The organism is Curtobacterium sp. AB451, assembly GCF_050585845.1.
GTDB lineage: Bacteria > Actinomycetota > Actinomycetes > Actinomycetales > Microbacteriaceae > Curtobacterium.
Map to the genome: position 1 here is coordinate 13,563 of NZ_JBOBQG010000002.1, position 20,452 is coordinate 34,014.

General features: G+C 73.2%; 22 protein-coding genes. 10 read left to right on the forward strand and 12 right to left on the reverse strand.

Annotation, left to right across the window (positions count from 1 at the left end):
- The 6 genes from hemQ to hemE form a co-directional block, all read right to left on the reverse strand.
- On the reverse strand, window positions 1-726 hold the full coding sequence (gene hemQ, locus ACQXVK_RS03770; RefSeq protein ID WP_430852765.1) for a hydrogen peroxide-dependent heme synthase: 726 nt from the start codon (window positions 724-726) through the stop codon (window positions 1-3).
- 57 nt (window positions 727-783) lie between these two features.
- Window positions 784-1,014 carry a DUF3618 domain-containing protein gene (locus ACQXVK_RS03775; protein WP_022906123.1) on the reverse strand — a complete coding sequence of 77 codons (231 nt, stop codon included), beginning with the start codon at window positions 1,012-1,014 and terminating at the stop codon, window positions 784-786.
- A gap of 43 nt (window positions 1,015-1,057) precedes the next feature.
- A complete protein-coding gene (locus tag ACQXVK_RS03780) occupies window positions 1,058-1,516 on the reverse strand; it encodes a phage holin family protein (protein WP_031261654.1) in 459 nt (152 codons plus the stop codon).
- Window positions 1,513-1,767 carry a hypothetical protein gene (locus tag ACQXVK_RS03785; RefSeq protein ID WP_031261656.1) on the reverse strand — a complete coding sequence of 85 codons (255 nt, stop codon included), beginning with the start codon at window positions 1,765-1,767 and terminating at the stop codon, window positions 1,513-1,515. Before ACQXVK_RS03785 ends, ACQXVK_RS03780 begins: the two co-directional genes overlap by 4 nt.
- A 99-nt stretch (window positions 1,768-1,866) precedes the next feature.
- Window positions 1,867-3,180, reverse strand: a complete 1,314-nt coding sequence (locus ACQXVK_RS03790; RefSeq protein WP_430852766.1) for a protoporphyrinogen/coproporphyrinogen oxidase — start codon at window positions 3,178-3,180, stop codon at window positions 1,867-1,869.
- Window positions 3,177-4,301 carry a uroporphyrinogen decarboxylase gene (hemE, locus tag ACQXVK_RS03795; protein WP_430852767.1) on the reverse strand — a complete coding sequence of 375 codons (1,125 nt, stop codon included), beginning with the start codon at window positions 4,299-4,301 and terminating at the stop codon, window positions 3,177-3,179. The genes ACQXVK_RS03790 and hemE overlap by 4 nt, the downstream gene beginning before the upstream one ends.
- Before the next feature lie 90 nt (window positions 4,302-4,391).
- Here hemE and ACQXVK_RS03800 point away from each other — a divergent pair, with 90 nt between their 5' ends.
- Both ACQXVK_RS03800 and ACQXVK_RS03805 read left to right on the forward strand, forming a co-directional pair.
- Window positions 4,392-5,714, forward strand: coding sequence for a glutamyl-tRNA reductase (locus ACQXVK_RS03800; protein ID WP_430852768.1), 1,323 nt, complete (start codon window positions 4,392-4,394; stop codon window positions 5,712-5,714).
- An 83-nt stretch (window positions 5,715-5,797) separates the two neighbouring features.
- Window positions 5,798-6,142 (forward strand): NUDIX hydrolase, encoded by a 345-nt coding sequence (locus ACQXVK_RS03805; RefSeq protein WP_430852769.1) that lies wholly within the window; start codon window positions 5,798-5,800, stop codon window positions 6,140-6,142.
- Between the two features lie 9 nt (window positions 6,143-6,151).
- On the opposite strand, the gene ACQXVK_RS03810 is transcribed toward ACQXVK_RS03805, so the two are convergent.
- On the reverse strand, window positions 6,152-6,424 hold the full coding sequence (locus ACQXVK_RS03810; protein WP_022906129.1) for a hypothetical protein: 273 nt from the start codon (window positions 6,422-6,424) through the stop codon (window positions 6,152-6,154).
- A gap of 106 nt (window positions 6,425-6,530) precedes the next feature.
- On the opposite strand from ACQXVK_RS03810, the gene ACQXVK_RS03815 reads away from it, so the two are divergent.
- Together ACQXVK_RS03815 and ACQXVK_RS03820 are read left to right on the forward strand one after the other, a co-directional pair.
- Window positions 6,531-7,217 (forward strand): DUF4232 domain-containing protein, encoded by a 687-nt coding sequence (locus ACQXVK_RS03815; RefSeq protein WP_430852770.1) that lies wholly within the window; start codon window positions 6,531-6,533, stop codon window positions 7,215-7,217.
- 19 nt (window positions 7,218-7,236) lie between these two features.
- Window positions 7,237-7,830, forward strand: coding sequence for a GNAT family N-acetyltransferase (locus tag ACQXVK_RS03820; RefSeq protein WP_430852771.1), 594 nt, complete (start codon window positions 7,237-7,239; stop codon window positions 7,828-7,830).
- Here ACQXVK_RS03820 and ACQXVK_RS03825 read toward each other — a convergent pair.
- Both ACQXVK_RS03825 and ACQXVK_RS03830 read right to left on the reverse strand, forming a co-directional pair.
- The gene (locus tag ACQXVK_RS03825) at window positions 7,763-8,719 is read right to left on the reverse strand and encodes a serine hydrolase (protein ID WP_022906132.1); all 957 of its coding nucleotides are present in this window, start codon (window positions 8,717-8,719) and stop codon (window positions 7,763-7,765) included. The genes ACQXVK_RS03820 and ACQXVK_RS03825 overlap by 68 nt on opposite strands.
- On the reverse strand, window positions 8,719-10,683 hold the full coding sequence (locus ACQXVK_RS03830; RefSeq protein ID WP_430852772.1) for a M13 family metallopeptidase: 1,965 nt from the start codon (window positions 10,681-10,683) through the stop codon (window positions 8,719-8,721). The genes ACQXVK_RS03825 and ACQXVK_RS03830 overlap by 1 nt, the downstream gene beginning before the upstream one ends.
- 85 nt (window positions 10,684-10,768) lie before the next feature.
- On the opposite strand from ACQXVK_RS03830, the gene ACQXVK_RS03835 reads away from it, so the two are divergent.
- A complete protein-coding gene (locus ACQXVK_RS03835) occupies window positions 10,769-12,106 on the forward strand; it encodes a uracil-xanthine permease family protein (protein WP_430852773.1) in 1,338 nt (445 codons plus the stop codon).
- Window positions 12,107-12,166: 60 nt separating this feature from the next.
- Here ACQXVK_RS03835 and ACQXVK_RS03840 read toward each other — a convergent pair whose 3' ends face one another.
- The gene (locus ACQXVK_RS03840) at window positions 12,167-12,829 is read right to left on the reverse strand and encodes a GAP family protein (RefSeq protein WP_430852774.1); all 663 of its coding nucleotides are present in this window, start codon (window positions 12,827-12,829) and stop codon (window positions 12,167-12,169) included.
- A gap of 118 nt (window positions 12,830-12,947) precedes the next feature.
- Between ACQXVK_RS03840 and ACQXVK_RS03845 the strand changes: the two genes are divergently transcribed.
- Window positions 12,948-14,279 (forward strand): MATE family efflux transporter, encoded by a 1,332-nt coding sequence (locus tag ACQXVK_RS03845; protein WP_430852775.1) that lies wholly within the window; start codon window positions 12,948-12,950, stop codon window positions 14,277-14,279.
- Window positions 14,276-15,502, forward strand: coding sequence for a lipopolysaccharide biosynthesis protein (locus tag ACQXVK_RS03850; protein ID WP_430852776.1), 1,227 nt, complete (start codon window positions 14,276-14,278; stop codon window positions 15,500-15,502). Before ACQXVK_RS03845 ends, ACQXVK_RS03850 begins: the two co-directional genes overlap by 4 nt.
- Window positions 15,503-15,587: 85 nt before the next feature.
- Here ACQXVK_RS03850 and ACQXVK_RS03855 read toward each other — a convergent pair whose 3' ends face one another.
- Window positions 15,588-16,577, reverse strand: a complete 990-nt coding sequence (locus ACQXVK_RS03855; protein ID WP_430852777.1) for an AraC family transcriptional regulator — start codon at window positions 16,575-16,577, stop codon at window positions 15,588-15,590.
- 54 nt (window positions 16,578-16,631) lie between these two features.
- On the opposite strand from ACQXVK_RS03855, the gene ACQXVK_RS03860 reads away from it, so the two are divergent.
- A complete protein-coding gene (locus ACQXVK_RS03860) occupies window positions 16,632-17,672 on the forward strand; it encodes a hypothetical protein (RefSeq protein WP_430852778.1) in 1,041 nt (346 codons plus the stop codon).
- Window positions 17,669-17,836, forward strand: a complete 168-nt coding sequence (locus ACQXVK_RS03865) for a hypothetical protein (RefSeq protein ID WP_402265812.1) — start codon at window positions 17,669-17,671, stop codon at window positions 17,834-17,836. Before ACQXVK_RS03860 ends, ACQXVK_RS03865 begins: the two co-directional genes overlap by 4 nt.
- 23 nt (window positions 17,837-17,859) lie before the next feature.
- Here the strand turns inward: ACQXVK_RS03865 and ACQXVK_RS03870 are convergent, their stop codons facing one another.
- Window positions 17,860-19,026 (reverse strand): LacI family DNA-binding transcriptional regulator, encoded by a 1,167-nt coding sequence (locus ACQXVK_RS03870; protein WP_430852779.1) that lies wholly within the window; start codon window positions 19,024-19,026, stop codon window positions 17,860-17,862.
- 93 nt (window positions 19,027-19,119) lie between these two features.
- Between ACQXVK_RS03870 and ACQXVK_RS03875 the strand changes: the two genes are divergently transcribed.
- Entirely contained in the window at window positions 19,120-20,445 is a 1,326-nt protein-coding gene (locus ACQXVK_RS03875; RefSeq protein WP_430852780.1) for an MFS transporter, read from the forward strand.
- Window positions 20,446-20,452: the final 7 nt, after the last annotated feature.

A 20,452-nucleotide genomic window follows, 5' to 3' on the forward strand; every position in this document is an offset into this window, starting at 1 on the left:
TCACGACAGCACCTCCGGCAGCTCGGTGGTCGTCACGCGACGACCGGTGAAGAACGGCACCTCTTCCCGCACGTGCATGCGGGCCTCGGTGTAGCGCAGGTCGCGCATGAGGTCGACGAGGTCGACCAGGTCCGGGCTCTCGAGCGGCAGGATCCACTCGTAGTCGCTCAGGGCGAACGTCGCGATCGTGTTCGTCAGCACGCGGCGGTACTTGGCGCCGGCGATGCCGTGGTCGCGGAGCATCGTCGAACGCTCCTCTTCCGGCAGGAGGTACCACTCGTAGGACCGGACGAACGGGTACACCGTGATCCAGGCCTCCGGTTCCTTGCCGCGCAGGAAGGCCGGGGTGTGCCGCTTGTTGAACTCGGCTTCGCGGTGCATCGCCATCACGTGCCAGACCGGCTCGGCGTCCTGGAAGAGCGCCGTCCGACGGATCTCGCGCAGCACGGCCTGGATCGCCTGGGCGTCGTCGCCGTGCAGCCACACCATGACGTCGGCGTCGGCGCGGAAGCCGGAGACGTCGTAGAAACCACGGATCGTCACGCCGCGCTGTGCGGCGGCGGTCACGACGGCGTCGAGCTCGGCCACGGCGTCGTCACCCGTGCGGTGGATCGGGCCGAGCGGACGGCGGAAGACGGCCCACAGGGCGTAGGCCGTCAGCAGGTTCGGGTCGATGCCGTCGGGGGAGGTCTCGTGTGCGTCGTGCGTGGGCACGGTGGAACTCATGTGTCCATTGTCCTATCGGTCACAAAGGTGACGCCGCTCCCCTTTCGACGGCGAGCGCTACCGCCGTCGGAGCACCGCTACGACGATACCCCCGACCACCGCCACGCCCGCTGCGAGCCCGGCCAGGTAGGGCACCGGCTTCTCGTCGATCCCACGCTTGACCTTCGACGCGGCGATGCCGATCTGCTTCGGGACGTTGAGCTTGTCCTCGATCGCGTCGAGGGTGTCGAACAGCTGCGCGCGGGTCGCCGCGACGCGGTCGGCCAGGTCGTCGTGCTGATCGGTCACGTGGGTCCTCCGAGGGGTGGGGTGGTGGACGGAGCGGTCGTCGCTAGAAGCGGCCGCCGACGTCCGGCTTGCGGGCGCCGTACTGGGTCGACGGGGTCGGCTTCTTGCCGAGGCCCTTGACCGCGTTGACGTCGTTCTTGACGCTGTCGATGGTGCGCTTCGGCGTGAGCGGGAGGCCCTTCTTCAGGCGCTTCCAGCCGAGCAGGCCGAGGATCCCCGCGACGATCAGCATCACCACGGCGATGACGAGTGCGGCGAGCCACGCCGGCATCACGGTCGCGAGACCCATGACGGCCGCGGTGAGCAGCACGCCGATCGCGTAGAGGACGATGACGAGGGCGCCCACGAGCAGACCCGCGGCGAGGCCGAAGATCTTGGCCTTCGTCAGCATCTCGGCCTTGAGCAGGTTCAGCTCGCCCGTCACCAGCTCCTTGACGAGCTTCGGGACGTCGCCGACCAGGCCGAACAGCGAACGCGGCTTGCGGTCGCGGGTGTCTGTCATGAGGCCCGGCTGTCCTTCTTCTGCCCGACCTTGCGGACGACCTTCTTCGTCTGCTCACCGACGAACTCGGCGACGTCGGGGGTCTTGTCGGCGATGAACTCCTCGGCGACGTGGACGCCCTTCTGCACGCCGTTGCTGTTCCAGATCTTGCCGCTGACGGTCTTGATCTGCTCGTACCGCGCCCGTCCGGCTCGCGATCCCAGGACGTACCCGAGAGCTGCGCCGGCGACGAACAGGAGCTTGCCTCGCATGTGCGATTCCTCCGTTGGGTCAGTGTGCGTGGTCATGCGCCGAGCGGAATACGTCCGGCGCTCACCGCAACAGTAGCCCTCTCGCGGTGTGTGGTCCGCTCAGGAATCCAGGATGTGCACAGCGGCCGTGCGCGCCGCCTGGACGATCCCGGCCAGACCCCGGCCGCTCGACGCCTCGCCGATCCCGACGACGCCGTCCGCGAGGCCGGCGGCGGTCGTGTCCGGACCGTGCCACCGGACGCGTGCGGCGCCGACGACGGCGGACACCGGGATGCGCACGCCGAGCAGCGCGGCGGCGTCCTGGGCCGCGCGGGTGCCGACGGGGTCCCGTGGGTCGACCGGGAGGCTCCTGCCGGTCTCGACGGCGTCGGCGGCGGTCGCGTAGCTCAACCGCAGGACGTGCCTGCCCGCGGCGGCCTCGGCCAGCCACGGCCACTTCACGGTCGCGTGCGTGATCGCCTTCGCCCGGACCGACGGCGCATCGGGGTGCACGAGCATGCCCGTCCCGCGCGGCGCGGCGTCGAGTTCGCGCTGGTCGACGACGAGCGTCACGAGCTCGATGCCCGAGCGCTCGGCCCCGGTCGCGCGCGCGGGGTCCGCCGTCGACGCGAGCACGTGCTCGGCCACCAGCCGCTCGGTCTCGCCGTCCTCGGTCCGGACCTCCACCGCGTGCTCCTCGATCGCGGTCGCCCGGGTGCGCAGACGGACGTCGACGCGGTAGGTCTCCATGTCGGCCACCAGCTCGTCGACGAGCCGCACGATGCCACCGCGGATGCCCTGCACGGCCGACCCGGCCGTCGCACGGGCATGGAGCGCGAGCACCGCGCGGGCGAGGGAGCCCTCGCGGAGCAGTGCCGCCCGGAGTCCGGGGGCGACCCGGTCGGGGTCGAGGTCGTCCGGGTGCGTCGAGTGCACACCCGCGACGATCGGCACGACCAGGTCGTCGAGGACCCGGTCGCCCATGCGCTTCCGGACGAGTTCGCCGAGGGACGCGGCCTTCGCGCCGACGGGGGAAGGCAGCAGCGAGTCCATCTGCGCCCGGAGCGCCGCCTTCTGCCCGACGACCGCGAGCACGTCGGCGGCCATCGGACTGCCGGGGATGCCGAGCAACCCGGTCTCGGGGATCGGCGAGGTCCGGCCGTCCCGGGTCATCAGCCAGGCACCGCGCGGATCCGGTGCGGTGATCTCGTTGCCGAGGCCGAGCTCGATCGCCAACCGGCCGACGGCGTCGTTCCGGGTCGCGAACGAGTCCGCCGCCATGTCGAGGTCGAGCCCCGCGACGCTGTGCCGACGGACCATGCCGCCGAGCACGTCGGACCCCTCGACGAGGACGACGTGCGCGCCGCCCTTCGCCAGGTCCCGCGCCGCGACGAGGCCGGCGACCCCGCCACCGACCACGACGACGTCGGTCACGCGTGCCCTCCGGTCGCCGCGGCCGTCCCGTCCCCGAGTTCGTGGACGAGCGACACGATGCGGGTGAGCACGGTCGGGTCGGTCTCCGGCGGCACGCCGTGCCCGAGGTTGACCACGTGCGCCCGGGCCGCGCCGCCCCGGAAGACGACGTCGCGCACGTGCGCCTCGAGCACCTCCCACGGAGCGGCGAGCATGGCCGGGTCGATGTTGCCCTGCACCGTGACGCCGGTGCCGACACGGCGGACGGCCTCGTCGAGCGGGAGCCGCCAGTCCACGCCGACCGCGTCGACGCCGACCCGGTCGGTGCCGAAGGTCGTCATGTCGCGGAGCACCTCGCCGCTGCCGACGCCGAAGTGGATGCGCGGGACGCCGAGGTCGGCCACGTGGGCCAGCGCGTCGGCCGAGTGCGGGGCGACCCGCGCGACGTAGTCCGCACGGGACAGTGAACCGACCCACGAGTCGAAGAGCTGTGCGGCGGACGCCCCCGCGAGCACCTGCGCCCGGAGGAACGCCCCGGACACCCCGGCCGCCCAGTCGAGCAGGCGTGCCCAGGTCTCCGGCTCGGCGTGCATGAGGGTGCGGGCGCGGATGTGGTCCTTCGACGGACCGCCCTCGACCAGGTAGGCCGCGAGCGTGAACGGTGCGCCGGCGAACCCGATGAGCGGGGTGTCGCCGAGCTGCTCCACCGTGCGGGCCACCGCCTCGGTGATCGGGGCGAGCGCGGCCTCGTCGAGCGTGCCGAGCGCGTCGACGTCGGCCGCGGTCCGGATCGGCGACGCGAGCACCGGCCCGCGCCCCGGCACGATCTCGACGTCGACGCCCGCGAGCTTGATCGGCACGACGATGTCGCTGAAGAAGATGCCGGCGTCGACCCCGTGCCGACGGACCGGCTGCAGCGTGATCTCCGACGCCATCGCCGGGTCGAGGCAGGCGTCGAGCATGGCCGTGCCGACGCGCAGGTCGCGGTACTCCGGCAGGGAGCGCCCGGCCTGGCGCATGAACCACACCGGCAGGGTCTCCGGCCGGTCACCCCGGAGCGCCCGGACGAGCGGCGAACCCGACGTCCGCCCGGAGACGAGCGGGTGTTCGGCGGGGAGAGCGGTGGTGGATGCGTCGGTCACCGCACGATTCTCCCATCGGCGAACAGGATGTATCCCGAGCACGCACGACGGGATCGGGCGTGCACCGGAACGCGAGTTACCATGGAAGACGTGCTCATCTGTCTCACGGCGTCGCATCGCAACGCCAGCTTCGATCTCCTGGAGCGACTGAGCATCGGCGCACCGACCGCGGCGAGCCGTCTCGTGACGGACTCCGGCGTGTTGGACGGAGCCGTCGTCCTCGCCACGTGCAACCGCTTCGAGGCCTACCTCGACATCGCCGGCGACGACCGCGACTCCGCCGTCTCGGCCACCGTCGACGCCGTCGCGACCGCGAGCGACCTCGACCCCGCCGAGGTCCTCGACTCCGTCAACGTGCTCGGCGGCAAGGACGTCGTGCAGCACCTCTTCGCCGTCTCGAGCGGGCTCGAGTCCGTCGTCGTCGGCGAGACCGAGATCTCCGGGCAGGTCCGCCGCTCGCTCGAGGACGCCCGCGCGAACGGCACCACCACCTCGGACCTCGAGCGGCTCTTCCAAGAGGCGGCGCACACCTCCCGGGGCGTCAAGACCCGCACCCGCATCGGTGCGGCCGGCCGGTCGCTCGTGCGCCTCGGCCTCGAGCTCGCGTCGTCCCGCGTCACCGACTGGGCCCGGACCCGCGTGCTCCTGATCGGCACCGGCAGCTACGCCGCCACGACCATCGCCGCCCTGCGCGACCGCGGCGCCGACACTATCCAGGTCTTCTCCCCCTCGGGCCGGGCAGCGTGGTTCGCCGCCAAGCACGACCTCGTCGCCGCCCACGACCTGCGCCAGGCCATCGGCGCCAGCGACGTCGTGATCACCTGCACCTCGAGCGAGGTCCCGGTCGTCGAGCCCGCCGACCTCGACGACGGCGTCCGGCGCATCGTCATCGACCTCGGGCTCCCCCGCAACGTGGACCCGGACGCGGCCGACGTCGACGGCGTCGAGCTGCTCGACCTCGAGACCATCAGCATCCACGCCCCGATCGCCGAGCTGAACGCCGAGTCCGAGGCACGGGCGATGGTCGACGACGCGGTGTCCCGGTTCCGGGCCCAGGCGCTCGAGCAGTCGACGACCCCGGCGCTCGTCGCGTTCCGCAAGCACGTCTTCGACATCCTCGACGACGAGATCGACCGCGCGAAGCGCCGCGCGGACGGTGACGACGCCTCGGCCGAGCAGACCGAACGCGCGCTGCGGCACCTCGTGGGCGTCCTGCTCCACCGTCCGTCGGTCCGCGCCCGCGAGCTCGGTCGCGCCGGCCGGGGCGAGGAGTTCGTCGGGGCGCTCGACGCCCTCTTCGGCGTCCGCCCGGAGCCCGAGGCCGACGTGCCGGCACCCGTGGTACCGCTCGCGGAGCGCACCGCGCCCGAGCTGACCGTCCGCGACCGCACCGACGAGGCGGACGCGAGCTGAGCCTCCAGGGCCGTCCCCCGACCCTGCGCGTCAGCGCGCTGCTGCTGGTGCGCGACCGCCGGGTGCTCATGGTCCGCGCGCGCATGCGCGACGTGCTCTACCTGCCCGGCGGCAAGGCGGAGCCGCACGAGACCGACGTCGAGGCCGCCGTCCGCGAAGCCCTCGAGGAGACCGGACTCCGCCTGACCGCGGCCGACGTGGAGCCGTTCGGCACCGTCACGGAGCCGGCGCACGGCCAGGCCCCGGGGACGATGGTCGCGATGGCGCTGTTCCTGGCACGTCCGGGAGGCGCGCTGGACACCGCCACGCCGGTCGCGTCGGCCGAGGTGGACGAGATCGAGTGGGTCACCTCCGCGGACGCGGACAGGTGCCCGCCGGCGGGCGTCGAGACGCTCCGCCGCCTCGTGGCGGCGGGCCTGGTCGACTAGGTCCCGGGCCTACGCCTGGTCGCGGTCCGTGTAGTGGCCGACCTCGCCGTCCGGCGTCGGCTCCGCCTCGCCGGGGATGTCCGACTCGACGTACTCGCCCTCGCCGCCACCCTCGGGACGGGTCTCGCCGGGGATGTCGCTCGAGACGAACTCACCGGCGGGCTCGTTCGAGGGCACCGGGGTCTCGCCGGGGATCTCGCTGTCGGTGAAGGCGCCGGCGCGGGGCTCGACGCCGTCCGCCCGACCCTCGTCGCCGCGTGCCTGTTCGTGCTTGCCTGCCATGTCGACCTCCGTTGCTCGTGCGCTCGCGCGCGTGCTCCGGAGTGTGCTCGTGACGGCTGGGCGCCACCCGAGTCGTGTACCCCGCGCCCGGTGGTTGTGTTGGCGCATGCACCGTCGCACACGTTCTCCCCTCGTCGTCGCCGTCGGCATCGTCGCCGTCGGCCTGCTCGCCGGGTGCTCGTCCGGCGGCACCTCGGACCCGACGGCCACGACCACCGAGACCGTCACGGCGACACCGACGGCGACGCCCTCGTCCGTCCCGTCCGGCTCGTCGTCGTCGGCCTCGGCGGGCGGCGCGTCGACCGGGTCGTCCGGTGGCTCCTCGAACGCGGGGTCCTCCGGTACCGGGTCGTCGGCATGCGCGACGTCCTCGCTCGCCGGGAGCATCGAGGCCGGCAGCGGTGGCGCTGCCGGGAGCACGTACGTCCACCTCGTCCTGCGGAACACCGGGTCGTCGACCTGCACGCTGCAGGGCTGGCCGGGGGTGTCGTTCGTCGGCGACACGAACGGCACGCAGATCGGGAACGCGGCGACGCTCGACCGGGCGGCGCCCCACCCGACCGTCACGCTGGCGTCCGGCGAGGAGGCCGTGGCACCGCTCAAGGTCGCGAACTCGGAGAACTACCCGGAGTCGACGTGCGACCCCACCTCGCCCGACGGTTTCCGCGTCTACCCGCCCGGCTCGAAGGCGTCGCTGTTCGTCCCGTACACCGAGTTCGCCGCGTGCCGGTCGAAGGACGTGACGGAGCTCGACGTCCAGGCCTTCGTCCCCGCGGGGCAGGCGACCGACTGACGTCTGCCAGCATGGACGGGTGCTGCTGATCACGGAGGGACGACCGGACGGGGACGAGCTCCTCGCGCTGTACCGCGCGGTCGGGTGGACGGCGTACACCGACGCCCCGGAGACCCTCGTCGCCGCGGTGGGCGGATCCCACCTCGTGCTGACGGCCTGGAGCGCGGACGGCTCGCTCGTCGGCCTGGTCCGCACCGTGTCGGACGGCGCGACCGTCGTGTACGTGCAGGACCTGCTCGTGCTGCCGGACCGCCACCGGATGGGGATCGGCGGCGCGCTGCTCGACGCCGTGCTCGAGCGGTACCCGGACGTCCGACAGACCGTCCTCACGACCGACGCCGAGCCGGGTCAACGGGCGTTCTACGAGTCGCGCGGGTTCGTCGAGGTGCACGACGTCCGGCCGGCCCGCTGCGGTCGTTCGTCCGGCTGCGCTGACCCGGCCCGCTCAGGACTCGGGGTCGTCCGTGGACGCCCGGACCTCCTGCGTGCACCGGCAGGCCTCGGCGAAGGAGATCAGGGAGTCGGTCACGAGCGTGAAGGTACGCTCAGCGGGCCGCGGCCTCGTGCACCGTCTCGAGCACCTCGGTGCCCATCGTCCGCAGGGCGTCGATGACCGCCAGCCGCCGCTGCAGCGAGGCGTCGTCGAACGTCACCGTGACCGCGTAGCTCACCGACGAGCCGGGCCCGCGCAGGATCCCGGCCTCGGCGCGGACGCCCGTGCCCGAGCCGGTCGCCGAGACGACCTGCAGGCCGTGGTCCAGTGCTCGGTGGGCGAGCGGGTCGAGCCCGAAGGACCCCGCGACGAGACTGAGGTCGGACGCGAGCGACAGCCAGCCGAGCACCCGGTTCGACACCGCCTCGTCGACGACCTCGCCGAGCGCCAGTCCCCGCATGAGCCAGGCGAGCTCACCCGTCGGGGCGACCGAGGCGTCGGGCGCGTCGTCCGGCCCCCGGCGGTCCCGGACGCGGTCGATGAGCGCGGTGCGTTCGATCCCGAGGGCCTCGGCACGCTCACGGACCGCATCGATGCCGACGGTCGACAGCAGCGCGTTCATCGCCCAGGCGTCCGCGCTCGCACCGACGAGGGTCGCCAGGTCGGACACCTGCATGGTCGGCTGCTGCAGGAACTGCCAGAGTCCCGCGCCGGTGGCGGTGTCCCGCGCCATCCGCTGCAGTCGGTCACCGTGCAACCCGCCGTCCTCGAGCCGTGCCGCGACCTCGACGAGCAGCAGCACGCGCCCGAGGCTCGCCACGGGCTGGACGAGCGTGTCGTCCACCGCCAACAGGGCCTTGCCGGTCGACGTGTCGATCACCGAGGCGCTGACGGACGCACCGTCCCGTGCGAGCGCTCCGAGGGCCTGCAGCGTCGACGCGAACCGCTCGTCGGCACCACCACGGTGCCGCCCGCGGGCCCGGCCGTCCGTCCCGCCGGCGTGCTGGCGTCGGCGGGACCGGCGAGCCGACCCCGGCTCCGACGACGGAGCCGCGTCCGGCTCGGCCATCACCAGATCGCGACGCGCTCGGCCGGGTCGAGGTACATCGCGTCCCGCTCGGTCACGCCGAAGGTGTCGTAGAAGACGTCGATGTTGCGGACCACCTGGTTGCAGCGGAACTCGGTCGGCGAATGCGGGTCGATCGTGAGCAGTCGGGCGGCTTCCTCCGGTCGGATCGCCATCCGCCAGGCCTGCGCCCAGCTGAGGAAGAACCGCTCGGCGCCGGTCAGGCCGTCGACGACGGGCGGCTCCTCGCCGTCGAGGGAGAGCAGGTAGGCCTTCCACGCGATCGAGAGCCCGCCGAGGTCGCCGATGTTCTCGCCGATCGTCAGGGCGCCGTTGACGTGGCCGTCCGGGACCTCGGTGGGGACGAGCGCGTCGTACTGCGCGATGAGGGCCTTCGTGCGCTCCTCGAACGCCGTGCGGTCGGCCTCGGTCCACCAATTCTCGAGTCGCCCGTCGCCGTCGTACTGCGAGCCCTGGTCGTCGAAGCCGTGCCCGATCTCGTGGCCGATGACGGCACCGATCGCTCCGTAGTTCGCACTCGCGTCGCGTGCGGCGTCGAAGAACGGGAACTGCAGGATCGCCGCGGGGAACACGATCTCGTTGAAGCCCGGGTTGTAGTACGCGTTGATGGTCTGCGGCGTCATGAACCACTCGTCGCGGTCGATCGGCTTGCCGATCTTGCCGAGCTCGCGGTCGACCTGGAACGAGGCGACGGCACGGACGTTGCCGACGAGGTCGTCGGCGGAGACCGGCAGCGCCGAGTAGTCGCGCCACTTCACGGGGTAGCCGATCTTCGGCGTGAACTTGTCGAGCTTGTCGAGGGCTCGGGCACGGGTCTCGTCGGTCATCCAGTCGAGGCCGGTGATGCTCTGCCGGTACGCCTCGACGAGGTTCGCCACGAGGTCGTCCATCGTCGCCTTCGAGGTCTCGTCGAAGTGCTCCTGCACGTAGATGCGCCCGACGGCCTCGCCCATCGCGCCCTCGACGAGGGAGACGCCGCGCTTCCAGCGCTCGCGCTGCTTCGGCGCGCCGGTGAGCGCGGTGCCGTAGAACGAGAAGTTCGTCGCCGAGAACGCGCTCGTCAGGTAGGCCGCGGAGCCGCGGATCACCTGCCACCGCAGCCAGTCCTTCCAGACCTCGAGCGGCTGCTCGTGCAGCAGCTCGGCCAGCCCGGTCACGAACGACGGCTCGCGGACGACCACGGTCTCGAAGGCGCCGGCGGGGGCGTCGATCGCCTCCCACCAGAGGCGGAGGTCGATGCCGTCGGCGAGCGCCTGGACCTCGGCCCACGGCAGCTTGTTGTAGGTCTTCTGGCTGTCGCGCGTGGTGACGTTGTCCCAGTGCTTCGACGCCAGCGCGGTCTCGAGGGCGACGACGTGCTCGGTGCGGTCGCCGCCGTCCTCGAACCCGGCGAGCGGGAACATGGCGGCGACGAACTCGCGGTACTTCGTGCGGATGTCGGCGAAGCGGTCCTCGCGGTAGTAGGACTCGTCGGGCAGCCCGAGACCGGACTGCTCGAGGAACACCACGTAGGACTCCGGGTCGCCCGGGTCGTTGTCGACGAAGAGCTGCAGGAAGCTCGGCAGACCCAGCCGCTCGAACCGGCCGACCAGGCGTACGACGTCGTCGACCGAGTCGACGGCCGCGACCTCGGCGAGCAGGGGCTCGATCGGCGCGGTGCCGAGCGCCTCGAGCCGCGCCTCGTCGGTGAACGAGGAGTACAGGTCGCCGACCTTGCGCTCCTCGGTGCCGGGCGCCGCCTGCTGGGAGCGCTCGATGATGTCCCGAACCGCGATCTCGGCCGCCTCGGCCAGCACCGTGAACGAGCCGTACCGCGCCTTGTCGTCGGGGATCGGCGTCGACGCGATCCACGAGCCGTTCACGTGGCGGTACAGGTCGTCCTGCGGGCGGACCGTGGCGTCCAGCTCGTCGGTGTGGATCCCGGAGGTGCTTGCGACGTCGGTCATGCGGTCCACGATAGCCACCACCGCCCTGATGGAGCAGGACGGGCGGGAGCGTCACGAGCGGTCGACAGCCACTAGCGTCGTCCACATGGGACTTCCGTGGAAGCTGCACGGTGACGGCGCGACCGTCTCCGCGACGACGATCGTGGCACCCGACGAGCGCCTCACCTGGGGTCGCACGATCGGGCTCGGCGTGCAGCACGTCGTGGCGATGTTCGGTGCGACGTTCCTCGTGCCGCTCCTCACCGGGTTCCCGCCCTCGACGACGCTGCTCTTCAGCGGCATCGGCACGATCCTGTTCCTCGTCATCACCGGGAACCGGCTGCCGAGCTACCTCGGGTCGTCCTTCGCCTTCATCGCGCCGATCGCCGCCGCGACGAAGATCGGCGGCATCCCGCTCGCGCTCTCCGGGATCATCGTCGTGGGTGCGCTGCTCGCGGTCGTCGGGGCCGTGGTGCACCTCGCCGGTGCCGGGTGGATCGACCGGCTGATGCCGCCGGTGGTGTCCGGTGCGATCGTCGCCCTGATCGGCTTCAACCTCGCGCCGGCCGCCCGCGACAACTTCACGAAGGCCCCCGTCGTCGCGGTGATCACCCTCGCCGCGATCATCCTCGTGACCGTCCTGTTCAAGGGGCTCATCGGCCGTCTGTCGATCGTGATCGGCGTCGTCGTCGGATACGTCGCCGCACTCATCGGCGGCGAGGTCTCGTTCGACGCCGTCCACAAGGCCGCCTGGATCGGTCTGCCGGAGTTCACCGCGCCGGCGTTCGACGGATCGCAGCTCGCGATCTACCTCGCGTTCGTCCCGGTCGTCCTCGCGCTCGTCGCCGAGAACGTCGGACACGTCAAGGGCGTCGGGCAGCTCACCGGCCGCGACCTCACCCCGCTCACCGGACGCGCGCTCTTCGCCGACGGCGTCTCGACCGTCCTCGCCGGGCTCGGCGGCGGTTCGGCCACGACCACGTACGGCGAGAACATCGGCGTCATGGCGGCCACCCGGGTGTTCTCGACCGCGGCGTACTGGGTCGCGGCGATCGTCGCGGTCCTGCTCGGCCTCTCCCCCAAGATCGGTGCGGTCATATCGTCGGTCCCGCCGGGGGTGCTCGGCGGCGCGACCACCGCGCTGTACGGCCTGATCGGCGTCATCGGCATCCGCATCTGGGTCGAGAACCGCGTCGACTTCGCGAAGCCGAAGAACCAGCTGACCGCGGGCATCGCCCTCATCATCGGGATCGCGGACTTCACGTTCGCGTTCGGCCAGGCGAGCTTCGGCGGCATCATCCTCGGCACCGTCGCGGCGATCGTCGTCTACCACGTGATGGACCTGGTGGGCCGTGCCCGCGGGACCGACGAGGCGACGCCGGCGGCGTCGGACGAAGCGCACGCGGCGACCGGCGGCGTCCCCGCCGAGCCGCGCGGCGACTGACCCGGCCGTCTCGACCCGTCGGCCGACGGGACGGGGCGAGCCGCGCCTCCCGGACCGCGCTCAGCGCAGGCCGGTCAGTCCGATGACGAGCTGGACCACCCCGAGGACGACCAGCACGACCACGAGCGACCGCGCACCCCACTCCGCGATCCACGAGCGCATCGCCTCGAGCGGGCGCTCGGCACGCCGCCCGAGAGCCACGGCCAGGACGATCGGCAGCAGCACGACGGCGCCCGAGGCGAGCACGAACAGCGCGCCGACGACGAGCGTCTCGACCGCCCGCGGGTCCTCGTCGCCGAACGTCAGGCCCGCTGCCAGCGCCAGGACGACCGACTTCGGGCTGAGGAACAGGAGTGCGCCCAGGCCGAAGGCCCGGCCGGGACCGAGTGCCTCCATGGCGTCTGCCCAGCGCGTGCTCGCCGGCGATCCGTCCGGCAGGCGGCGACGCGCCCACTGCCACGCCGCGATCGCGAACAGCACCACCGCAGCGGCGAGCGCGACCAGCGCCTGCACCGGCGGCCCGTCGCCCGTCCCGGTCGGGAGCTGCTCGCCGACGGCCACCGCCACGACGAGGGCGACGGCCACGGCGGCCATCCACCCCAGCGCGCACGCGAGCGCCGATCCGTAGCCGCGTCGGTGCCCGAGCAGGAACACGACCGAGGCGATCGGCAGGGGGCTGAGCGCGATGCCGATCGCTGCCGGCACCAGTGCGGCGATGTCCACGATCGGAGCGTAGTCCGGCCGGGAGGCGCGGGTCGGCCCCGCCCCGCGGCCCGCCTCGTGCGGGTGGCCGAGTCCACCGCGCGCCACGGCGGGCCCGCATCGCCGCCACAATGGGTCGGTGCACCGACCGACGCCACCCGCGCCCACCGAACGACGCGCGGTCGACCGCGACATCGTGCGGCTGGCGGTGCCCGCCCTCGGTGCGCTCGTCGTCGAGCCGCTCTTCCTGCTCACCGACACCGCCCTCGTCGGACACCTCGGCGCGACGGCGCTGGCGGCCGTCGGGCTCGCGGGTGCCGTGCTGCAGACCGTGACGGGACTGCTCGTGTTCCTGGCCTACTCGACCACCCCGGCGGTCGCGCGGGCGCTCGGCGGCGGTGACCGGCCAGGCGCCGTGCACGCGGGCATCGACGGGATGTGGCTCGCGCTCGGCCTGGGGGTGGTGCTGGCGCTCGTCGGCTGGCCGCTGGCCGGTCCGCTCGTGTCGCTGTTCGGTGCGGCGCCCGAGGTCGCGGCGGCGGCGACCGCCTACCTGACGGTGTCGCTCATCGGCCTGCCCGGCATCCTCGTCGTGACCGCGTCGACCGGCCTGCTGCGCGGCCTGCAGGACACCAGGACCCCGCTCGTCGTCGCGACCGTCGGCTTCGTGACGAACGGGCTGCTGAACGCCGTGCTCATCTACGGCGCGGGCTGGGGCGTCGAGGGGTCGGCCGCCGGCACCGTCATCGTGCAGTGGGCGATGGCGATCGTGTACGTCCGCATCGCCGTCCGTGCGGCCCGGTCCTCGGGGGCACCGCTGCGTCCCGGCGCCTCGGGGGTCGCCCGCGCGCTGCGGTCCGGCGCCTGGCTGTTCCTGCGGACCGCGTCGCTGCGCGTGGCGATGCTCGCGACCGTCGCCACCGCCGCCGGCCTCGGGACGACCGGACTCGCGACGACCCAGGTCGGCCTGACGGTGTTCTCGACCCTGGCGTTCGCGCTCGACGGCCTCGCGATCGCCGGGCAGGCGCTCGTGGGGCACGGCCTCGGCGCGCGCGACCCGGCACGCGTCCGACTCGTCACCCGCCGCCTCGTGCTGCTCGGGATCCTGGGCGGGGTGCTCCTCGGCGTGCTGACCGCCGCCGTGAACGGGGTGCTCGGTCCTGCGTTCTCCGACTCGGCCGCCGTCCGGGACGCGCTGCCGCTCGTGCTGGTGCTCATCGCCGTCGGGATGCCGGTCGCGGGGTACGTGTTCGTGCTCGACGGCGTGCTCATCGGCGCCGGGGACGCGCGGTACCTGGCGATCGCCGGGGGCGTGAACCTCGTCGTGTACCTGCCGCTGCTCTGGTGGGCGGGCGGGACGCTCGGCGGGCTGTGGGCGGCCTTCGCGCTCGGGTACATCGGCGTCCGGGCGGTGACGCTCGGGCTGCGGGCGCACCGCCGGGGCTGGATCGACCAGGCGATGACACGGTGAGCGTGCGTCCGGCTGCCGCTCCGGCCGCGGCCTCGTCCGTCGCGTCGTCCGCGGTGCTCGCGACCGTGGGCATCGGCGTGCAGGGCGTGGCGAAGCTCGTCGTGACCGTGGTCGTCGGTCGGGTGTTCGGCACCGAGACCCTCGGACAGACGACCGCACTCCTGTCGCTGTCGGTGTTCGTCGCCCTGCTCTGGCCGAACGCCGCCGGCAACACCGCGTCGCGGGCCCTCGCGATCGCCCTGCGCGGACGGCGCTCCGACGCCGCGGTGAACCGGCTGCTCGGCCGGTCGATGCTCGTCTCCACCGTCGTCCTCGCCGTGGCCACCGTGCCGATCGCGCTGGCCTGGGGCAACGGTCCCGGCACGGTGCTCGGCGGGGTCGCGGTCGTCGTGGGCTACGGCCTGTACTGCTACGCCCGCGGCGCCCAGCTGGGGTACGGCCGGGCTGGGCGGGTCGCGCTCTGGGACTCCGTGACGAGCGTCCTCGCGCTCGGGTTGCTCGTGCTCGCCTGCGTCGCCCGGCTCGAACCGTTCGTGCTGCTGCCGCTCGCGATCGGGTACACGGTGTTCGCGATCGCGTGCTGGCCGCGGGGCAACGGCCGGACGGGGCAGCAGGAGCCAACCGCCGGGGTCATCGGCTTCGCGGCCTGGAACGTGCTCGCCGTCGTGACCTCGAACGGGTTGCTCCAGCTCACGATGATCTCGGCGCAGGTGACGTCGTCGGCGCGTGACGCCGGGGTCTACGCGGCCGCGTTCACCCTGGCGACGCCCGCCTCGATGCTCGGGCAGGCGCTCGGGCAGGTCCTCGTGCCGGCGTTCGCGCACCGGAGTGCCCACGGGTCGCTCCGGTCGCGCGGAGCGGCACTGCTCGTGGTCGGGTTCGCCGCCGGCACCGCGGTCGTCTTCGGGCTCGTGGCGGCGCTGGCCGGGTGGTTCCTGCCGATCGTCTACCCGGCCGAGGGTGCCGCCGCCGTGGCGGACCTCCGGTACCTGATGGTCGGCGTCTGGGTGTTCACCGTCGGGCTCGTCCCGGCGGCGTTGCTCCTGGCGGCGGGCCGGTCCAGGCAGGTCGCCTCGGCGTCGGTCGCCGGGTTCGTCGTCGGGGCGGTCCTCATGGCGGTGCTCGGGCCCGTCACGGGCGTGGCTGGTGGGACCACCGGGTTCCTCGTGGGGAGCGTGGTGAACCTCGTCGCGGTGGTCGGCCTCGGCCTCCGGCGCGGGTGAGCCGCTGGCGCTCGTCGCCGCGGTCGCTCGTCGCCGCGGTCCCCCGTCGCCGCGGTCGCCCGTCGTCGCGGGCGCTCGTCGCGGCTCAGGGTCGATCTCGGAGGGTCGCGCTCGGGAGCTCGCCGAACTCGCGTTCGTAGTACCCCGAGAACCGACCGAGGTGCCCGAAGCTCCACGCGGAGGCGATCGTCGCGACCGTCGCCGTCCCCGGTTCCGCGTGCTGCAGCGCCTCCCTGACGTGGCGGAGGCGTTCCTGCCGCAGGGCGACCATGGGGGTGGGGAGGTCGGCCCGCACGAACGCCTGCTGCAGCCCGCGTGCGCTGAGTCCGGCTGCCGCGGCGATGTCCGCGGTGGTGACCGGGTCCGCGGCCCGGTCGACGATGAACTGCAGGGCACGGCCGACGGCTCCCGGGTACTGCCGGACGAGGTCGCCGACCGGCTCCACGAAGGTGTCCAGCAGGAGGTTGCCGAGTGATTCGGTGAGCAGGGCCCGGCGGACCGGGTCGGTGTCGGGTCGCAGCAGCTCCGGTGCTGCGACGGCGAGTCGCCGTTGGAGGGTGGCGAGGGCGACCGGGTCGGGGCGTCGGAGGAACTCCAGGCGTCGCGGCTCCTCGCCCCGTCGTGCGGCGTCGAGGCCCTCGAGGAAGTCGGCGCCGAAGTCGACCGCGTGCAGCACGGCACCCGCGGGAGCGTCGAGCGTGAACGCCCGTCCGGTGGGGTACATCACCGCGGTCCCCGGCCGGAGGACCTGCTCCTGGTCGGTCCCGGCGTCGATCACCGCGGTGCCGTGCTGCGCCCAGGTGAGGAGGTAGTGCCCCTCGGGTTCGATGCGTCCCCAGCGGTTCGCGGACAGGGTCGAGCTCCGCAGCGTCATGGCGGCGTCCCCGACGCTGCGCACCCGGTAGGAGAACGAGTCGGCTGCCGGGGTGAGCGCCACCCGGTGCGCGTTGTGCAGCCGCTCGTAGAACGAGGTCGCCTCGTCGAGGTCGTCGCCGCCGGTTTCCTGCCGCGACGCCGTGCCGGCGGCGGCCGTCTCCTCGTCCATCTCCACGGCAGCATAGGTCGTCCGCGCCACCGCGGCCATCCGAGGTGCTCGTGGCGGACGATGCACACGTGCCACGATGTCCGCATGGGGCAGGGCGCACGCGGGGTCGACGAGGGCGGTGGGCGCCGCGCCTTCCGCAACCAACTCGCCGTCGTGGCGGGGATCATGCCGGTCATCGGCTTCGTGCTCGTCGTGGACCGGCAGCAGATCGGACTCCTCGCGACCCTCGGCACCGCGCTCCCGCTCGTCGCGCTGGTGCTCGCGGCCGTGGTCCCGCAGGCCGTCGACCCCCGACTGTTCGCGCTCGTCCTCGCGCTCGACGTCACCGGCATCGCCTTCATCCGAGGCGACGTGCAGTCGATCGGGGTGAGCGCGCTCTTCGTGCTCCCGGCCATGTGGGCGGGCTACTCGTTCGGCCTGCCCGGAGCCGCCTCGACGACGGGGGTCATCGTGACGCTCCTCTGGATCGGCGCACCGGGCGAGTGGGACCGGATCGACACCGCCGACACGGCGCGCCTGGTCTCCTTCCCGCTCATCGTCGCCGCGGTGAGCGGCACGGCCGCGGCACTCGCCCGACGTGGCGCAGCGCGGCAGTCCGTCCTCCACGAGCAGGCGGCACTCCTCCGGACGCGGCTCCTCGAGGTGAGCACGCGTGAGGCACTGGTCCGCGCGGTCCTCGACTCGGTGGACTTCGACGTGCTCGCGTTCGACGACCGCGGCCGGACCACCGTCACGAACCGCGGACGCGGTGGCTGGGCCATCGAGGACCCCTCGGGCCCGGGGACCGAGCGACGGCTCGACGACCTGGTCCGGAGCACGATCGACGGTTCCGAGGCCGAGGACGAGCTCGTGGTGGTGCGCCGCCCGGACGGCAGCACGAGGAACTACACCGTGAACACCCGGTTGCTGCCCGTCGAGGGCGGCGGCGGCGTCCTCGTCGTCCGCGACGTGACCGCCGAGCGACGCGCATCGTCGTCGACGCTGCCGCCGACGTCGATCGGTACGGCTGGCTCGTCTCGTCGCAGTGTGTCAGTTCGGTCCTGGCCGTCGACAGCTGGGGCGCAGCGATCAGCCGGTTCACCCCGCCGCCGACGTGGTTGCTGCTCGGCGACACCGCGACGATGAGCCGTGCGCAGCTGGCGTCGGCGGTCCGGATCAGCCGTGCGCTCGGCGTCACGGTGGTCAGTGACACGTCCGCGGACCGTGGCGGACGTGCCGACGCCGTCGCCGCCGGGGCCGTCGCCTGGGACGGGACCGCCGCGAGCGCCGGCGACGTCTTCACCGACTGACGAGGACGGGCGCCGCGCGACCGCTAGTCGCGCGGCGGGCCCGTCGTGTCCCCGATCCGGAGTTCCGAGCGGAAGGCCGCGGGCTGCGGCTCAGCCCCCTCGAGCATGGCCAGTGCGGCCCGGGCGGCCGCCTGCCCCTTCTGCACGAAGGGCTGCACGAGCGTGGTGAGCTGCCGGATGCGCGTGCGGTGGAACAGGCTGTCGTCCACGGTGATGCCGTCGAAGCCGACGACGCTGACGTCCTCGGGGACGCGGAGGCCGGCGTCCAGGGCGGCCGAGATCACGCCGACCGCCAGGACGTCACTCTGCGCGACGACCGCGGTGGGCCGGGGTCCGTCCGGGGCGAAGAGCGCGGTGCCGGCGATCCGCCCCTCTTCCACCGAGCTGCCGGCAGCTTCGATCGCGACGGCGTCCGGGTAGACACCACGGACCCCGCGCAGGCGTTCGAGCGAGGTGAAGGCGATCCCGGCGGCCTCGCGCTCGGCGTCGATCGGGCCGCGGCGGTGCGCACCGTCGAGGGGCAGCGACACGATCGTGACGGCCTCGTGCCCGAGGTCACGCAGGAACGCAGCGGCGCGACGCGAGGCCTCGCGGTTGTCGAGCTGGATCGGCACCGCACCCTCGATGTCGTCGGCCTCGATCGCGACCACGGGGATCTGCCGACGCCGGAGCACCGCGACCGCGGGGTCGATCCGGACGTTGCAGCCGACGAGGACGACGGCGTCCATCGGGGCGTCGACGAGCGGGACGGCACCCTGTTCGTCGTCGAGCGGGCTCCGCACGAGCAGGAGCGAGGCGCCCGCCGCCCCGGCCACCTCGGCGATGCCGTCGAGCGTCAGGACGTTCACCGGGTCCCGGAAGGCGTCGCTCAGTCGTTCGTCCATGACGACGCCGATGACACCGGACCGGCCACGGCGCAGGGAACGTGCACGGGGGTCGGGTCCGCCGTAGCCGAGCTCCGCCGCGGCGGCGAGCACGCGGGCCTTGGCGTCCTCGGAGACCGGACCGCTGCCGCTGAACGCGAGCGACGCCGTGGACGGCGCCACCCCGGCCACGCGGGCCACCTCGGTGAGGGTGGGACGGCGCGGCCGGACGCGGGCCGGGTCCGTCACGGCGCGCGGAGCATCGGCGGCGTCCTCGCGGAGGTGCTCGGTCCGCGACGCGCCGGGTCCTGTTGCCGGTTCGTCCATCGCCCGTTAGCGTAGCCGGAACGAGCGGTCGAATCGATTCGACCGAGCCGCGACACGCACGACCGCACAGCAGCGAAGCACGATGGGACCACCATGACGACGACGTCCGCCCGCACCACACCCACCACCCGGGCCTGGATCACCGCGGTGTTCGTCGTGTTCACCCTGTCCGGGCTCGACATCGCGACCTGGCTCGGCCGGATCCCGAGCGTCCGCGACTCCCTCGGGGCCAGCACGTTCGAGATGGGGCTGCTCGTGCTCGGCATGGCCGTCGGCTCGATCGGCGGCCTGACCTTCGCCGGGCACATCGTGGCGAAGCTCGGTGCCCGCCGGGGCGTGCAGGTCGCCGCCGTCTGCCTGACCGCCGGCATGGTGTTCGCCGGGATCGCGGTCTCCCTCGGGTGGGGCTTCGCCGCGATCTGGATCGCCCTCATCGCCTTCGGGTTCGGCAACGGCCTGTGCGACGTGTCGATGAACGTCTCCGGCGCCGCGGCGGAGAAGGCCGGCGGCCGCACGATCATGCCGCTGTTCCACGCCGCGTTCAGTCTCGGCACGCTCGCCGGTGCCGGCCTCGGAGCCCTCGCCGAGGCGCTCGACGTCCCCGTCGCGTGGCACTTCACCGTCCTCGTCGTCGTGACGAGCGCCGCGATGCTCGTCGCGGTGACGCGGTTCCAGGACGAGCACCGGTTCGAGGAGCACGTGGCCACCGACACCAGCCCGGTGCCGACCCCGGTGAGCCGCTGGCAGGTCTGGACCCAGCCGTCGACCCTGCTCATCGGCGTGATCGTGCTCGGGATGGCGCTGGCCGAGGGCTCGGCGAACGACTGGCTGCCGCTGGCCATGATCGACGGGCACGGACTGGACAACGCCGCGGGCGCCGCCGTCCTGACGGTCTTCCTCGCCGCGATGACGGTCGGGCGGGTGGCCGGCAGCCCGCTCATCGACCGGTTCGGGCGGGTGCCGGTCCTCCGGATCAGCGCTGCCGTCGCGGTCGTCGGCCTCGGCATGCTCATCTTCGTCCAGAGCGTCCCGCTCGCGATCGTCGGCGTCGTGCTCTGGGGCCTCGGCGCGAGCCTCGGCTTCCCGATGGGCATGTCGGCCGCGGCCGACGACCCCCGGACCGCCGCCGCCCGCGTCAGCGCCGTGGCGACGATCGGCTACGTGGCCTTCCTCGCGGGACCGCCGCTCATCGGGTTCCTCGGCGAGCACGTCGGGCTGCTCGGTGCGCTCCTGGTGGTCTTCGTGTTCATCATCGCGGCGGGACTCGCGTCGGGGGCCGCCCGCGAGCGCGGCGCCGCCGCCCGGCCGACGCGTGGCGGTGGTGACGGGGACGGCGGGGCCGAGCCGCGCCTCCAGGCTCAGCGCGCCGACGCGGCCAGGAGCGCCGACAGCGCCACGGGCGGTCGCGACGCCGGTTAGGCTTCCC

What these genes read in the sequence shown, in the direction of transcription:
- ACQXVK_RS03810 (WP_022906129.1), bottom strand. Translation starts at nt 6,424, where the DNA reads ATGGCAGGCAAGCACGAACAGGCACGCGGCGACGAGGGTCGGGCGGAC.
- ACQXVK_RS03815 (WP_430852770.1), top strand. Translation starts at nt 6,531, where the DNA reads ATGCACCGTCGCACACGTTCTCCCCTCGTCGTCGCCGTCGGCATCGTC.
- ACQXVK_RS03835 (WP_430852773.1), top strand. Translation starts at nt 10,769, where the DNA reads ATGGGACTTCCGTGGAAGCTGCACGGTGACGGCGCGACCGTCTCCGCG.
- ACQXVK_RS03875 (WP_430852780.1), top strand. Translation starts at nt 19,120, where the DNA reads ATGACGACGACGTCCGCCCGCACCACACCCACCACCCGGGCCTGGATC.
- ACQXVK_RS03870 (WP_430852779.1), bottom strand. Translation starts at nt 19,026, where the DNA reads ATGGACGAACCGGCAACAGGACCCGGCGCGTCGCGGACCGAGCACCTC.
- ACQXVK_RS03825 (WP_022906132.1), bottom strand. Translation starts at nt 8,719, where the DNA reads ATGGCCGAGCCGGACGCGGCTCCGTCGTCGGAGCCGGGGTCGGCTCGC.
- ACQXVK_RS03780 (WP_031261654.1), bottom strand. Translation starts at nt 1,516, where the DNA reads ATGACAGACACCCGCGACCGCAAGCCGCGTTCGCTGTTCGGCCTGGTC.
- ACQXVK_RS03865 (WP_402265812.1), top strand. Translation starts at nt 17,669, where the DNA reads ATGAGCCGTGCGCAGCTGGCGTCGGCGGTCCGGATCAGCCGTGCGCTC.
- ACQXVK_RS03830 (WP_430852772.1), bottom strand. Translation starts at nt 10,683, where the DNA reads ATGACCGACGTCGCAAGCACCTCCGGGATCCACACCGACGAGCTGGAC.
- ACQXVK_RS03805 (WP_430852769.1), top strand. Translation starts at nt 5,798, where the DNA reads ATGCGCGACGTGCTCTACCTGCCCGGCGGCAAGGCGGAGCCGCACGAG.
- ACQXVK_RS03860 (WP_430852778.1), top strand. Translation starts at nt 16,632, where the DNA reads ATGGGGCAGGGCGCACGCGGGGTCGACGAGGGCGGTGGGCGCCGCGCC.
- hemQ (WP_430852765.1), bottom strand. Translation starts at nt 726, where the DNA reads ATGAGTTCCACCGTGCCCACGCACGACGCACACGAGACCTCCCCCGAC.
- ACQXVK_RS03785 (WP_031261656.1), bottom strand. Translation starts at nt 1,767, where the DNA reads ATGCGAGGCAAGCTCCTGTTCGTCGCCGGCGCAGCTCTCGGGTACGTC.